This window comes from Trinickia sp. LjRoot230, from assembly GCF_964253315.1.
In the GTDB taxonomy this organism is placed as follows: Bacteria; Pseudomonadota; Gammaproteobacteria; order Burkholderiales; family Burkholderiaceae; genus Trinickia.
Genome location: NZ_CAXUQX020000001.1, coordinates 1635813 through 1649376 on the forward strand (window position 1 = coordinate 1635813; position 13564 = coordinate 1649376).

A 13564-nucleotide genomic window follows, 5' to 3' on the forward strand; every position below is an offset into this window, starting at 1 on the left:
GGTTCCTTCAATTTCATGCCAGCGGCGCCGGCAGCCGCATCAACCGATGCGTACGAGCTGTGCCTTGTACAGCTCGCGGCGTGCGATATAGCTTGCCGCGCTTTGCGCCAAACGGGCGACTTCCTCGTCGGTCAGCTCCCGCACAGCTTTAGCGGGCGCTCCAAGAATGAGCGTGCGTTCGGGAAACGATTTTCCTTCCGTGACGACGGCGCCCGCGCCGACCAGGCAGTTGCGGCCGATTACTGCTCCATTCAAGACAACGGCTTGAATGCCGATCAGCGCACCTTCCCGAACGGTGCAGCCGTGCAGCATTGCCTGATGGCCAACGGTGACATTGGCGTCGATTTCGAGCGGATAGCCCGGATCGGTATGGAGAACGGCGCCTTCCTGGATATTGGTGCCTGCGCCGATGCGAATTGGCTCGTTGTCGGCGCGCAGCGACGCACCGAACCAGACGCTGGCGTTTTCCTTCAGCGTGACTTGTCCGATGATGGACGCGGTATCGGCCACGAAGACCGTTTCGTGAATTGTCGGGGCGTGCTCGCCCAACTTGTACATCGCCACAAATGTCTCCAATTCAGCGGCCCGGAGTCGATTGCCGACGCCGTGCGCCGAAGTACAATGGCCGCCCGGCATCGCGCGCCGGGCAACGCACAACCTCGAATCGCGTATTCTAAACGCTCCGGCATTGCGCCGCCGTCTTTGCCCTATGTGCACTTTGCGCATGCACTTATTCTTCGCTGGCTTCAATGACGTTTTCCGATGATATCGACTCGCCACGCGGTGAGGAGATTCGCAGCACCGCACTACGGCTTTTGCGCGAGTGCGATCCGGCAACGAAGGCCGCTTCAGTCCGCGTCCTTCATGCGCATTGGCTCGCGATCCAAGCCCGCTGCGATCCACATCGACAAATCGTCGAGCCTGACGGCTTGCCCGGACGGCCCGCCAAGCCCGCTCTGGTCGAGCCGCGTCTGCTGGGGCATCGCGGCATGCACTCGCCTGAGGGACGCGCCGTGCTGCTGCATGCGCTTGCGCATATCGAATTCAATGCGATCAATCTTGCTCTGGACGCGCTCTGGCGCTTCTCGCAGATGCCCGAAGCGTTCTACGGCGACTGGCTGCAAGTGGCCGCCGAGGAGGCGCACCACTTTACGTTACTGAGCGGCCGGCTTGCACAATTCGGACATGCGTATGGCGACTTCCCGGCACATGACGGCCTGTGGGAGATGTGCGAGCGCACGCGGGACGACGTGCTCGCTCGCATGGCGCTTGTGCCGCGCACGCTGGAGGCACGGGGCCTCGACGCCGCGCCGCCCATTCGCGCGCGGCTCGCGCAGGCAGGCGACGTCGAATCGGCGGCGATTCTCGATGTCATCTTGCGCGACGAAATCGGTCATGTCCGAATCGGCAACCGGTGGTTTCGCCATCTGTGCGACGCCAGTGCGCTCGATCCCCACGAGACCTACGTTCGGCTGGCGCGCGAGTACCGTGCGCCGCGCTTGCGTGGCCCGTTCAACTTTGACGCGCGCCGCGCCGCGGGCTTCGACGATGCAGAACTCGATCAATTGATTGCGCAAGAACGTCACGCGAATTGCCCCCCGCGGGCCGATTGACGTCGGAGCGGGCACAGGTTACGGCACTGCACAAACCGTCGATTCTCCCGATATAATCGAACGATCATTCGTTTTTATCGGAACCCTGCCATGAACACTCCGCAATCCGACTTCGTCACAGTACGCGGCGTACCGCTGCACGTACGGCGCTGGGGTCATGCCGACGCGCCGATGCTGTTCATGTTGCACGGGTGGATGGACGTCTCGGCGTCGTTCCAATTCGTCGTCGACGCGCTTGGCGGCGGCTGGCAGGTCATCGCGCCGGACGCACGGGGCTTTGGCTTGTCCGGATGGCCGGTGGCGGAGCGCGGCGGCGGACATTATTGGTTCCATGAGTACCTCGCCGATCTCGAGGCATTGCTCGATCATTACGCGCCGGCGGGCCAGGTCAACCTCATCGGACACAGCATGGGTGCCAACGTGGTTTGCCTTTATGCGGGCGCGCGACCCGACCGCGTGCGCACGGTGGTCGATTTGGAGGGTTTCGGGCTTGCGCCGGCGAAAGCGGCCGACGCGCCGCGCCGGCTCGCCAGCTGGCTCGACGATTTGCGCGAGCCGCCTTCGCTGAAAACGTATGCGACGTTCGAGGATGTGGCGGCGCGCCTGATGAAAACCAATCCGCGGCTCGCCGCTGACCGCGCACATTTCCTGGCGCAACATTGGGCCAAGCGCGACGACGATGGCCGCTACCGGTTGCTGGCAGACCCGGCACACAAGCTGCACGGGCCGCTGCTGTATCGACTCGACGAAGTGATGGCGATCTGGTCGCGAGTCAGCGCGAAGGTGCTGCATATCGAGGCAGTGGCATCGCCGACGCTCGGCATGCTGCGCGGCGCCATTCCCGAGGCCGAGTTCAAGGCCCGCTTCGGCGCGTTTCGCGACTGGCGAGAAAAACTGATCGAAGACGCGGGCCATATGGTTCATCACGATCAACCAGAGCAGGTCGCGGCGCTGATCGAGGCTTTTTGTGCTTGAGGGCGTTTGAGCATTTGAGTGTGCACGGGAGCCAAGCACCGCATTGCAGTAAAATGTGTAGATGTTTCCTCCCCGCGCCAGCATGAACGCCGATCTGCATTGCCATTCCAACGTATCCGACGGGCTGCTCGCGCCTGCCGACGTCGCGCGCCGCGCGCAAGCCGGCGGCGTGACGGTCTGGGCGTTGACCGATCACGATGAGATCGGCGGGCAGGCCGAGGCGAGTGCTACGGCGCAGGCGCTCGGTATGCGTTATCTGCCCGGCGTCGAAATTTCGGTCACATGGGCGGGCAAGACGGTGCATGTGGTCGGGCTCGGCATCGACCCCGCCTGTCCGACGCTGATCGCCGGGCTTTATGCGACGCGCCACGGGCGCAGCGGCCGGGCACGGGCGATTGCCGCAGCGCTCGAGGCGGTCGGCATTCCCGGCGCGTACGAAGGCGCGTTGCGCTTCGTTTCGAATCCCGATCTGATTTCGCGCACGCACTTCGCCCGCTTTCTGGTGGATGAAGGGTTTGCGCAATCGACAGCCGACGTGTTCGATCGATTTCTCGGTGATGGCAAACCGGGGTACGTCCCGCACCGCTGGGCCGCGCTGGAAGATGCCGTGGCTTGGATCAAGGCGGCCGGTGGCGTAGCGGTGATTGCTCACCCGGGGCGCTATCGCTATACGCCGCTCGAGTTCGACGCGCTGTTTGGTGCGTTCATCGACCTGGGCGGCGAGGCAATCGAAGTGGTGACGGGCTCGCACACGCCCGATCAATACCGTGAATACGCGGACGTGGCGCGCCGCTTCGGATTCGAGGCGTCGCGCGGTTCAGATTTCCATGCACCGGGCGAGGGCCGTATCGAACTCGGTTCGCTGCCGCCGTTGCCTGCGGATCTCACGCCGGTGTGGGAGCGTTTCGTCTAGCGCGGGCGTTCGGTGTCTTTGCTTGCTGCTTGGCTGCTCGCCTTGGCAGGTGTGTCTTCCCAGCGCTTGGCCGCCGACGCTACCCGGTGCGCAGCGTCCGTTGTCTACCGATTACCCTTTTCATGTCCCAATACTTTCGGATTCACCCCGACAACCCGCAGCCCCGCCTGATTTCGCACGCCGTCGAAATCGTCAAGGACGGCGGCGTCATCGCACTGCCGACCGATTCGAGCTATGCACTCGCGTGTCGGCTCGACGACAAAGACGCCGTGACGCGTGTGCGACGGATTCGCGGTCTCGACGAGCGGCAGCATCTTTCGCTGCTCGTGCGCGATCTTTCGGAGTTGGCTGCGTTCGCGATGGTCGATAACCGGCAGTTCCGCCGAGTCAAATCGGTGACGCCGGGGCCTTACGTCTTCATTCTGCAGGCGACGAAAGAAGTGCCGCGACGACTTTCGCATCCGTCACGCAAGACGATCGGGCTGCGTGTGCCCGATCATGCGATCACGCTTGCGTTGCTCGAGGCATTGGGCGAGCCGCTTATTGCAACGACGCTGATTCTCCCGCCCGATGCCGACCCGCTCAACGACCCAGAGGCCATTCGCGCCCGGCTCGAAAAGCAGGTCGATCTCGTGATCGACGGTGGCGCATGTCCGCGCGAACCGTCCACGGTGATCGACCTGACGGGCGACGAGCCGGTTCTCGTGCGCGCCGGGCGCGGCTCGCTCGAGCCGTTTGGCTTGGAAGCGGCGTGACGTGGCGCATGAAACGCAGCACGACGGTACGCCCCGACGAGCCGCCGATTTATCTATTCAGCGAGGCTTTCGCTCCGTCCCCCTTGTTACAATAGCCCGCTATGAATGCCTCTCTGATACAAACAATCGCGGTCTACGCGCTGCCGGTGATCTTCGCCATTACGCTGCACGAAGCGGCGCATGGCTACGCGGCCAAGCTGCTCGGCGACAACACCGCCTATATGATGGGGCGGGTCTCCTTTAACCCGATGCGTCATATCGATCCGCTCGGCACCATTGCCATTCCGCTGCTGCTTTATTTCGCGACGGGCGGCTCGTTCATGTTCGGTTACGCCAAGCCGGTGCCGGTGGCCTTCGGCAATTTGCGCAGTCCGCGCTGGGGCGGTCTTTGGGTCTCGCTTGCGGGGCCGGCTTGCAATTTCCTACAGGCGCTGCTTTGGGGTGTGGCAGGGGTAGCCCTCGGGCTGATCGGCGTCGACGAGCCGTTTTTCTCGCGCATGGCTGCGGCGGGTGTGGGTGTGAATCTCGTGCTCGGCGTGCTCAATTTGTTTCCGCTGCCGCCGCTCGATGGCGGGCGCGTGCTTGTTGCATTGTTGCCGCCGCGTCAGGCGATTGGTCTTGCGCGACTCGAGCCGTTCGGATTTTTCATCGTGATGGCGCTCGTCATGACAGGTATCCTGACGAAGATCTGGCTAAGTCCGCTCGTCTCACTCGGCTATGATGCACTGACAGCCATCCTGACCCCTTTCGTCTCGCTCTTCAACTGACACCATGTTTCCTGATCGCATTTTCTCCGGCATGCGGCCCACGGGTTCGCTCCATCTCGGCCACTATCACGGTGTGCTGAAGAACTGGGTGCGCCTGCAGTCCGAATATCCGTGCCTGTTCTGCGTGGTCGATTGGCATGCGCTCACGACGCACTACGAGACACCTGAGATCATCGAAAAAAACGTCTGGGAAGTGCTGATCGACTGGCTTGCCGCGGGTATCGACCCGGCGCAGGCAACGCTCTTCATCCAAAGCCGCGTACCCGAGCATGCGGAGCTCTCGCTGCTGCTCGGCATGAGCGCGCCGCTCGGCTGGCTCGAACGCGTGCCGACGTATAAGGAGCAAATCGAAAAGCTCAAGGACAAAGACCTGACGACTTATGGCTTCCTTGGCTATCCGGTGCTGATGGCGGCCGACATCCTGCTGCATCGCGCTTCGCTCGTTCCTGTTGGCGAAGACCAGGTGCCGCACGTCGAGATGACGCGCGAGATCGCGCGGCGCTTTAACCATCTCTACGGTCGCGAGGCCGATTTCGAAGAGAAGGCGCTCGATGCGGCGAAAAAACTGGGTGGCAAACGGGCGAAGCTCTATCACGAGTTGCGCAACGCTTACCAGCAGGAAGGCGACGACGAAGCGCTCGAGCAGGCTCGGGCAATGCTGCAGGAGTCGCAAAGCTTGTCGATGAACGATCGCGAGCGGCTCTTCGGCTATCTCGAAGGGACGCGCAAGATCATTCTCGTCGAGCCGCAGGTGCTGTTGACGAAGGCGTCGCGCATGCCGGGGCTCGATGGTCAAAAGATGTCGAAATCGTATGGCAATACCATTGGCCTTCGCGAAGATGCCGACACCATCGCGAAGAAGGTGCGTACGATGCCGACCGATCCGGCACGCGTGCGCCGCACGGACCCGGGCGACCCTGACAAGTGCCCCGTCTGGCAACTGCATCAGGTCTACACCGACGAGACTACGCACCAGTGGGTGCAGCAAGGCTGCCGTTCGGCCGGAATTGGCTGCCTCGAATGCAAACAGCCCGTGATCGAAGGCATTTTGCGCGAGCAGCAGCCGATGCTCGAACGCGCCCAGAAGTACATGGACGATCCATCGCTGCTGCGCGCGATTGTCGCCGACGGCTGCGACAAGGCGCGCAAGTCTGCAACCGAAACGATGCGCGACGTCCGCGAGGCCATGGGTCTTTCGTACTCCTGACGTACCTTCGGGCATCAACGTGAACGTGAACGTGCGTGCGAACGACGCGACGCTCGCAGGCGCTCCATCGGCATGGGTGGCCCGATGGGCGCACCTGATTGCGGCGGGCGGCGAGGTACTTGACGTGGCCGCTGGCAGCGGGCGCCACGCGCGCCTGATGGCGGCGCATGGTGCGCGTGTGGTTGCACTTGAGCGGGATCCGGCTGCACTGGCTTCGCTCGCGCAACTCGACGGCGTAGAGGCAGTCGCGGCCGATCTCGAAGATGGTAGCCCGTGGCCGCTGCCCGCTGAGCGACGCTTCGCCGCGGTCATTGTGACGAACTACCTTCATCGCCCGCTGCTGCCGCACTTGCTGGACGTATTGGCACCGGGAGGCGTGCTGCTTTACGAGACCTTCGCGCAAGGCAATGAAACGCTTGGCAAGCCGTCCAATCCGGCCTTTCTGCTGGCCCCCGGCGAGTTGCTTGACGTCGTCCGCGGCCGGCTGCGTGTCGTTGCGTTTGAAGACGGTTTCGAGGCCACGCCGAGGCCCGCGATGGTTCAACGCATTTGCGCCGTACGTGAGGCGCGGGCGGCGCTGAACGCCGCGGGCGGGACATCGGGTCCGCCGCGTTACGATTTGGCTGGCTAATCCGCTACAATCGCGCTTTCGGAATCGAATTCATGGCGTTTCATGGCTAACGGCACATCCAGCAGCACCCTCGGCGGCGTCCGGATTCGCGGCAGTATTCCCGCGATTGTCACGCCGATGCTCGAAGGCGGCGAACTCGATCTGGCGGCGTTCCGCAAGCTGATCGACTGGCATATCGAGGAGGGTACCGACGCGCTCGTCGTTGTCGGTACGAGCGGCGAATCGGCGACGTTATCGGTCGACGAACACGTTCTGATGATCAAGACGGCCGTCGAGCATGCGGCGGGTCGCATTCCCATCATCGCCGGTGCCGGAGGCAATTCGACGGCCGAGGCCATCGAACTCACGCGCGAGGCCAAGACCGTCGGTGCCGACGCAACATTGCAGGTCGTGCCTTATTACAACAAGCCGACGCAGGAAGGCATCTACCTCCATTTTTCAGCGATCGCCGAAGCAGTCGATTTGCCCGTCATTCTTTACAACGTGCCGGGCCGCACGGTTGCTGATATGTCGAACGAGACGATCCTGCGCCTCGCGCAGGTGCCCGGCATCATCGGTGTGAAGGATGCGACGGGCAACATCGATCGCGCGGCGCATTTGATCAAAGCGGCGCCGGCAGATTTCGCCATCTTCAGCGGGGACGACCCGACCGCCATCGCGCTGATGCTGCTTGGCGGTCACGGCAACATCTCCGTCACGGCGAATGTGGCACCGCGCGCGATGAGCGGGCTTTGCAAGGCGGCTATCGCGGGCGATGCGAAGACGGCGCGTGACATTCATATGCGCCTGCTGTCGCTGCACAAGACACTTTTCATCGAGTCGAATCCGATTCCGGTGAAATGGGCGCTCGAAGAAATGGGCCTGATGCAAGGCGGCATTCGCTTGCCGCTGACGCCACTGGACGCTCGCTATCACGAAGCCGTGCGCGAGGCATTGCGCGAGGCTGGCGTACTCCCAGGGGTGCTTCAATAGGCGCGCCGCCAGCGCCGGGCGGCCGCACTCGGGGCGGCCGCGACGGTACTTTATTTATTCGACATCGATCCTCGACCCACGCTCCAGCATCGCTGCAGGCATGCGTTCGCATCACGAAGGGCTCCATGAAACGTTCTGCTTTTTTCTCTCACGCCGTCCGCACCGCCGCGCTCGTCTTTGCGCTTGGCGCGCTGGCCGGTTGCGATACGCTCAACGACTGGTTCTCGACCGACAAGGTCGATTACAAGGCGACGAAGTCCGCGCCGCCGCTCAGCGTACCGGGCGACCTGACGACCAGCAATGCGCCGACGCGGTACACGGCGCCACCGGCGAACGCTGCGCTTGGCGGTGCACCTGAGCGCAACAAAACCGTTGCGGGCAACGCAACCGAGGGTGTGCCGAACGCGCAAGACCCATACGGCATGCATATCGAGCGCGACGGCGACCGCCGCTGGCTTGTGGTCGATGGCCGTTCGCCTGATCAACTGTGGCCGCAACTGCAGGCGTTCTGGCAAGAAAACGGCTTTGCGTTGAAAACCGATGCACCGGCGACCGGCATCATGATGACCGATTGGGCTGAGAATCGGGCGAACATTCCCGACGACTGGTTCCGTCGCACGATTGGCCGCGTGGTTGACTTCGCCTATTCGTCGGGCACCCGCGACCGGTTCCGCACGCTGGTCGAGCACGGCCCGAGCGGCGCGACCGACATCTCGATTACGCACAGCGCGCTCGAAGAAATGCTGACGGGGCAGGACAAGGATTCATCGCGCTGGATCGAGCGGCCGCGCAACCCGGTGCTTGAGGCGGTGTTCCTTTCCAAGTTGATGCAGAAGTTCGGCTTGACGGAAGCGCAGTCGAAGGAACTGCTCGCGAATGCGCGTCCGGGCACCGCGCCTGTCAAGATCGATATGGCCGGCGGCGAGACGACGCTCGAACTGCAGGAGTCGTTCGATCGAGCGTGGCTGCGTGTTGGGCTTGCGCTCGACCGCACCAATTTCACGGTCGACAATCGCGATCGTACGAAGGGCATCTACTACGTACGCTATGCCGATTCGATGGACGAACTCAAGCGTGAAGGGGTCTTGGGCAAGCTGTTCTATCGCAAGCCGGCGGCTCAGAAGACAGGGCAGGTGTTCCTCGTCAATGTGCGCTCGAAGAGCGATGCGCTGACGCAGGTCGCCATCTCCGATGCGAACGGGCAGATCGATACCTCAGCCGAGGCGAAGAAAATTCTCTCGTTGCTGCACGCGCAACTGAACTGACCTCTGCTATGCGCTTTGCCAGCTTGGGCAGCGGAAGCGAGGGCAACGCGCTCGTCGTTGAAGCCAGTAGCGGCACAACGACGACCCGTGTGCTGCTCGATTGCGGCTTTTCAGCGAAGGAACTCGAGCGGCGCCTTGCTCGGCTCGAGTGTGGCATCGATCAACTCGATGCAATTCTCGTCACGCACGAGCATAGCGATCATATCGGCAGCGCGCTCGCTGTTGCGCGTAAATGGAGCGTGCCGCTTTACATGAGCTGGGGCACGGCTCGCGCCGTCGGTGCGGATGAAGCAGCCGGCATCGATTTACACGTGCTATGGGGCGACGAAACAGCTGCGATCGGTGATGTTCAGGTGTGCCCTTACACTGTGCCGCACGATGCGCGCGAACCCCTTCAATTCGTTTTTTTCGACGGTGCGCATCGGTTGGGAGTACTAACCGATGTGGGCACATCGACACCGCATATCGAGGCGATGCTCAACGACTGCCACGGTCTCGTGCTCGAATGCAATCACGATGTCGATATGCTGGCGACCAGCCGTTATCCGCAATCGCTCAAAGCCCGCATCGGGGGCAATCACGGCCACCTTAGCAATCATGCTGCAGCGGACATCCTTGCGTCGTTGCGACGCGCGCATCTAGAGCATATTGTCGCGGCGCATCTGAGTCAGCAAAACAATCTGCCTGAGCTTGCACGTGCGGCATTAGCCGAGGTGTTGGGTTGCGCAACGCAGGACGTGCTGGTGGCGTCGCAAGCCGACGGGTTTGCATGGCTTGCGTTGGGAGCGCCATAGCGGCGGTAAGGCGGTAAGGAATGAGGCAGGCAAGAAAAAACCGGCTCGAGGGCCGGTTTTTTCTTGCCTTGCAGCTTGCAGCTTACTGGCTTGCGCCCGATGCCGGGGCTGCGGCCGAAGCAGCAGCGTCCGAAGCGGCAGCAGCACTCGAAGCAGCAGCACCGGCGTCGCTCGCAGCAGCGTTGGCGCTCGACGCAGCAGCAGTAGCGTCCGAAGCGGCAGCAGCGGGAGCCGAAGCAGCAGCGGCGTCGCTAGCCGGGGCAGCTGCTTGGTCGCTGCTCTTGTTGCATGCAGCCAAAGCCACAGCCGCCAACAGGGATGCTACGAGGAGGGATTTCTTCATGATCACGTCCTTTTATGGTTAAAGGTAAGCAACAGCGCGAAATAATACCGGTAATGTGCTCCAACACCAACCTGGGCCGCTGGTGGGACGCACATCAGAGCGTGAATCTTCCCCACGGCTTGGGCGGAAATTATATGCACTTTCGTACCGACCGTCGACAAACCGGGGCCAATACGTTGCCTTTCTCATACAAAATTTCACGATTCCCTACAATAGGGGCGACTACGTCAGGCGAATGCGCCGGTCCGTACCCAGCCGGCACGATACCACTCGTGCAGTAAGGCTGTCATCGACGAATCGGCAGATAGTGTTACAAACCGTTTCCCCTCTAATCGCCGCGCATCGGCCAATTCCCGGAGCCATTTCTTGCGCTGCGGCAAAGGGCACTCCTCTCCGTTGATGAAATACGTGCGGCTACCGTAAAGCAGCACGGTTTTCCGGTCCAGCCGGATGCCGGCTCCGCTCGCCTCGCGGACGAATGCCGCCTTGCTGGCGGGCCGTTCGGGCGGATCGAACACCACGTGGGCCTTCGGTTCGCTCAGGTAGCTGCCGAGAAACGACACGACATCGCGCTCGTTCCACCGCACGCGAGCAAGGATCGCGCCGATTTGCTCGACGAGGGCCGCGGGTAATGCGGCCGGATGCATGACGGCGTTTTGATGCGGATCGCGGTAGCGTTGGTCGACACCGACATGGTGCGCCGCGGTGCCTCGCTCCGCCAAATGATAGAGAAACTGGCCGATCATCTCGTGCGATGACGGCGAGCGAAAGCCGATCGAGCAGGTCATACATTCGCCCAATGCCACGCCATCGTGTGCGATATGCGGCGGCAAATAGAGCATATCGCCCGGCTCGAGTACCCACTCTTGCGCCGCCTCGAAGCGCTGTAAAACTTTCAACGGCAGGCCGTTTTTTAACGCCAGGTCCTTCTGCGCAGAAATTCTCCAGCGTCGCTTGCCGTGCACTTGCAGTAAAAACACGTCGTACGAATCGAAATGCGGACCCACGCCACCCCCGTCGGTCGCATAGGAGATCATCAGGTCGTCGAGTCGGGCATCGGGAAGAAAGCGAAACCGATCGAGCAGCGCGCGGGCACGATCGTTATGCAGATCGACGCCTTGCACGAGCAACGTCCAATCGCGGCGTTTGACGCTCGGCAAATCACCCGCTTCGAACGGGCCATGCGCGAGCCGCCACGCATCGCGAAAATGCGTGACGAGCCGCGCTTCGACATCGTCGTTTTGTGCAAGCGCGAAGAGTGCGTCGCGCGAGAGCGGGGCGGCGACATTGGGTATCGCCTGGCGAATCAGCAGCGGCTTTTTTTGCCAATATCTGCGCATGAATTGCGTCGGCGTCAGATCACCAAGCAGCGGCGTTGGCAAGTCGGGCGATGGCGGAAGAATGGCTGAGGCGATCGAAGCGTGGGCGGAAGGCGGGTGGTCAAGGGGCCGCTTGGGCATCGTATAATGGGACCGTATTTTGGAGATTTCGAATGAAAATCGCGAAGAACACAGTCGTCTCGGTCGCCTACAAGCTGTCGGATGCGCAGGGCAATTTGATCGAGGAGAGCGACGAGCCGATGGTTTATCTGCACGGCGGCTATGATGGCACGTTCCCGAAGATCGAGGAAGGGCTCGCCGGGCAAGAGCCCGGCTACCAGACGCAGATTCAGCTCGAGCCTGAGGACGCGTTCGGCGAATATGATCCTGACCTCGTGAAGATCGAACCGCGTAACCGTTTTCCTGAGCCGCTCGAAGTCGGCATGCAATTCGAGGGCACGCCGGAAGACGGTGACGAAGACATTGATGCACTGATCTATACCGTTACCGATCTTGCCGAAGACAAGGTCGTGCTCGACGGCAACCATCCGCTTGCCGGTATGGCATTGCGCTTCGCGCTGACGGTCAAGGAAGTGCGTGAAGCCACTGCCGATGAAATCGAACACGCCCACGTGCACGGTCTCGAGGGCATCGAAGTCGTCGATGAAGATGACGACGAGGACGAAGGCGGCTCAACTCCCACCTTGCATTAGGCCTGGCTGCGGTCTGTCTACGGGCTCCTTTTGCCGAACTGGGGGTGCCGCCGGTTCGGGTTGCGGCGCACTGCTTGCGCGGCCGTCGTCGAGGCTGCTGGCCGGTTTGCCGAACTCAGGCAGTAGCGGTGGTTCGGAAGCCGGTGCGGCAGGCCACGTGCGCGGTAGCGCCGGCGGTGCCGGCATTAGTCCCGACGCGCTGGGCGCGATCGCTGGTGCAGTGTTTGGTGACGGCACCATGGGCTGATTTGCGGGCGCAGGCAGGCTTGCTGCTGCGGCAGGTATCGCCGGTATGCGGCGCACGGAGACCTGAAACGGCACCTGTTTATCAAATTCCGCGTCGACCCTGACCCATTGGGTCGTGCGATCGCGCAGCCCGATCGTGATGCGCGTCACATTGCTAAGCCGCTGTCCTTTATCGTCGAACAGCGGCTGGTCGATCGAAAAGCCGCGTGACAATGTGGCTGCGGCTTGATGAACGACGATCAACGGGCCGCGAAATGTTTGCGCGGCTTTCACCAAGCTGCGTTTGAATTCCTGATAGCCATCGCGTCGCCCTCGGCTGCCTAGCCGGAGCCAGGCGAAACGCTCCGCGCGCTCATAGCGCTCGAACTCCGGGTCCGCTTGCAAGAACACAACGAGCGCAGCGGCGTTGCGCCGACGCGCGTATTCAGCGGTGTGCTCGAGCCAGAATGCGGTGGCGATTGCGCGATCGTCGTATTCCCCATTGCGCCCACCCGCGCTCAGGTAATGGTTATTGCCGCCGACGACGTTGAGCCCCGCAAACACAATATCGCCTGCTTGCCATCGGACGTTTTCGCGATACGAATGAAAACGGGCGACGTCGCTTTCACGTTTGAACGCGAGCGGTGACTGTCCGAGCGACGCGTTGTCCGCATAGATCGTCTGGCGCAGGAAGTCGAGCCGCTCGGCAACATCGTAGCGCCCGCCTTGGGCGCTGCCGCAGTCGGCCCAATCGTATTCGCCCGCAATGAAAACGAGTGGTATCGGCGAGCTTGCGAGGACTTGCTGTCGTTGCGCATACAGGTTGTCGGCGCACGGTTCGGCAGCGCCTTTGATGTTGCCGTCATACACCGTGAACGCGACCAAACGCTCAGCGCCAATCGCTTGCAAAAGCCGTTGCGTGGCTGCTTCGTCGGCAGCGCTGCGCATCGTGCTGGTGACGACTGCAAAGGCCGTATGGCCCTTCGCCGCGTAGGCTGAGTTGGCACATGCGAGTGCGAGCGCCGCCATGGCCAGAGCCGCTATGGAGGCCGCCCGACGCAACGAATGCATC

15 protein-coding genes are annotated in these 13564 nt (G+C 62.2%); 11 read left to right on the plus strand and 4 right to left on the minus strand.

All coding sequences use genetic code 11. From position 1 onward, the window contains the following. Window positions 1–39: 39 nt before the first annotated feature. Window positions 40–564 (minus strand): gamma carbonic anhydrase family protein, encoded by a 525-nt coding sequence (locus tag ACSQ20_RS07630; RefSeq protein ID WP_436018600.1) that lies wholly within the window; start codon window positions 562–564, stop codon window positions 40–42. A gap of 185 nt (window positions 565–749) precedes the next feature. Between ACSQ20_RS07630 and ACSQ20_RS07635 the strand changes: the two genes are divergently transcribed. The 10 genes from ACSQ20_RS07635 to ACSQ20_RS07680 all read left to right on the plus strand — a co-directional run bounded on the left by ACSQ20_RS07635 (window position 750) and on the right by ACSQ20_RS07680 (window position 9892). After that, window positions 750–1613 carry a ferritin-like domain-containing protein gene (locus ACSQ20_RS07635; RefSeq protein ID WP_436018602.1) on the plus strand — a complete coding sequence of 288 codons (864 nt, stop codon included), beginning with the start codon at window positions 750–752 and terminating at the stop codon, window positions 1611–1613. 90 nt (window positions 1614–1703) lie between these two features. After that, window positions 1704–2588: an alpha/beta fold hydrolase gene (locus ACSQ20_RS07640; RefSeq protein ID WP_436018604.1), complete on the plus strand. Its 885-nt coding sequence runs from the start codon at window positions 1704–1706 to the stop codon at window positions 2586–2588. Between the two features lie 82 nt (window positions 2589–2670). Next, window positions 2671–3501, plus strand: coding sequence for a 3',5'-nucleoside bisphosphate phosphatase (locus ACSQ20_RS07645; protein ID WP_436018606.1), 831 nt, complete (start codon window positions 2671–2673; stop codon window positions 3499–3501). A gap of 122 nt (window positions 3502–3623) precedes the next feature. Further along, window positions 3624–4256 carry an L-threonylcarbamoyladenylate synthase gene (locus ACSQ20_RS07650; RefSeq protein WP_436018608.1) on the plus strand — a complete coding sequence of 211 codons (633 nt, stop codon included), beginning with the start codon at window positions 3624–3626 and terminating at the stop codon, window positions 4254–4256. A 101-nt stretch (window positions 4257–4357) separates the two neighbouring features. Then, window positions 4358–5023, plus strand: coding sequence for a site-2 protease family protein (locus ACSQ20_RS07655; protein ID WP_436018610.1), 666 nt, complete (start codon window positions 4358–4360; stop codon window positions 5021–5023). 4 nt (window positions 5024–5027) lie between these two features. After that, on the plus strand, window positions 5028–6230 hold the full coding sequence (locus tag ACSQ20_RS07660; RefSeq protein WP_436018612.1) for a tryptophan--tRNA ligase: 1203 nt from the start codon (window positions 5028–5030) through the stop codon (window positions 6228–6230). A gap of 13 nt (window positions 6231–6243) precedes the next feature. Beyond that, complete coding sequence (locus tag ACSQ20_RS07665) at window positions 6244–6861, plus strand: class I SAM-dependent methyltransferase (RefSeq protein ID WP_436022975.1); 618 nt, start codon at window positions 6244–6246, stop codon at window positions 6859–6861. 42 nt (window positions 6862–6903) lie between these two features. Beyond that, the gene (gene dapA / locus ACSQ20_RS07670; RefSeq protein ID WP_436018614.1) at window positions 6904–7833 is read left to right on the plus strand and encodes a 4-hydroxy-tetrahydrodipicolinate synthase; all 930 of its coding nucleotides are present in this window, start codon (window positions 6904–6906) and stop codon (window positions 7831–7833) included. A gap of 125 nt (window positions 7834–7958) precedes the next feature. Then, window positions 7959–9098, plus strand: coding sequence for an outer membrane protein assembly factor BamC (gene bamC, locus ACSQ20_RS07675; protein WP_436018616.1), 1140 nt, complete (start codon window positions 7959–7961; stop codon window positions 9096–9098). Window positions 9099–9106: 8 nt separating this feature from the next. After that, window positions 9107–9892, plus strand: coding sequence for an MBL fold metallo-hydrolase (locus tag ACSQ20_RS07680; protein ID WP_436018618.1), 786 nt, complete (start codon window positions 9107–9109; stop codon window positions 9890–9892). Window positions 9893–9974: 82 nt separating this feature from the next. Here the strand turns inward: ACSQ20_RS07680 and ACSQ20_RS07685 are convergent, their stop codons facing one another. Both ACSQ20_RS07685 and ACSQ20_RS07690 read right to left on the minus strand, forming a co-directional pair. Then, a complete protein-coding gene (locus ACSQ20_RS07685) occupies window positions 9975–10235 on the minus strand; it encodes a hypothetical protein (RefSeq protein WP_436018620.1) in 261 nt (86 codons plus the stop codon). A gap of 227 nt (window positions 10236–10462) precedes the next feature. After that, complete coding sequence (locus tag ACSQ20_RS07690; protein WP_436018622.1) at window positions 10463–11695, minus strand: JmjC domain-containing protein; 1233 nt, start codon at window positions 11693–11695, stop codon at window positions 10463–10465. Between the two features lie 32 nt (window positions 11696–11727). On the opposite strand from ACSQ20_RS07690, the gene ACSQ20_RS07695 reads away from it, so the two are divergent. Further along, window positions 11728–12267: an FKBP-type peptidyl-prolyl cis-trans isomerase gene (locus ACSQ20_RS07695; RefSeq protein ID WP_436018624.1), complete on the plus strand. Its 540-nt coding sequence runs from the start codon at window positions 11728–11730 to the stop codon at window positions 12265–12267. On the opposite strand, the gene ACSQ20_RS07700 is transcribed toward ACSQ20_RS07695, so the two are convergent. Further along, entirely contained in the window at window positions 12247–13563 is a 1317-nt protein-coding gene (locus tag ACSQ20_RS07700; RefSeq protein ID WP_436018626.1) for a hypothetical protein, read from the minus strand. The two genes, ACSQ20_RS07695 and ACSQ20_RS07700, sit on opposite strands and share 21 nt — an antisense overlap. Window position 13564 lies beyond the last annotated feature (1 nt).

Excerpts from the sequence above, each read along its gene's own strand:
- ACSQ20_RS07635 (WP_436018602.1), top strand. The coding sequence starts at position 750 with ATGACGTTTTCCGATGATATCGACTCGCCACGCGGTGAGGAGATTCGC.
- ACSQ20_RS07640 (WP_436018604.1), top strand. The coding sequence starts at position 1,704 with ATGAACACTCCGCAATCCGACTTCGTCACAGTACGCGGCGTACCGCTG.
- ACSQ20_RS07645 (WP_436018606.1), top strand. The coding sequence starts at position 2,671 with ATGAACGCCGATCTGCATTGCCATTCCAACGTATCCGACGGGCTGCTC.
- ACSQ20_RS07650 (WP_436018608.1), top strand. The coding sequence starts at position 3,624 with ATGTCCCAATACTTTCGGATTCACCCCGACAACCCGCAGCCCCGCCTG.
- ACSQ20_RS07655 (WP_436018610.1), top strand. The coding sequence starts at position 4,358 with ATGAATGCCTCTCTGATACAAACAATCGCGGTCTACGCGCTGCCGGTG.
- ACSQ20_RS07660 (WP_436018612.1), top strand. The coding sequence starts at position 5,028 with ATGTTTCCTGATCGCATTTTCTCCGGCATGCGGCCCACGGGTTCGCTC.
- dapA (WP_436018614.1), top strand. The coding sequence starts at position 6,904 with ATGGCTAACGGCACATCCAGCAGCACCCTCGGCGGCGTCCGGATTCGC.
- bamC (WP_436018616.1), top strand. The coding sequence starts at position 7,959 with ATGAAACGTTCTGCTTTTTTCTCTCACGCCGTCCGCACCGCCGCGCTC.
- ACSQ20_RS07680 (WP_436018618.1), top strand. The coding sequence starts at position 9,107 with ATGCGCTTTGCCAGCTTGGGCAGCGGAAGCGAGGGCAACGCGCTCGTC.
- ACSQ20_RS07685 (WP_436018620.1), bottom strand. The coding sequence starts at position 10,235 with ATGAAGAAATCCCTCCTCGTAGCATCCCTGTTGGCGGCTGTGGCTTTG.
- ACSQ20_RS07690 (WP_436018622.1), bottom strand. The coding sequence starts at position 11,695 with ATGCCCAAGCGGCCCCTTGACCACCCGCCTTCCGCCCACGCTTCGATC.
- ACSQ20_RS07695 (WP_436018624.1), top strand. The coding sequence starts at position 11,728 with ATGAAAATCGCGAAGAACACAGTCGTCTCGGTCGCCTACAAGCTGTCG.
- ACSQ20_RS07700 (WP_436018626.1), bottom strand. The coding sequence starts at position 13,563 with ATGCATTCGTTGCGTCGGGCGGCCTCCATAGCGGCTCTGGCCATGGCG.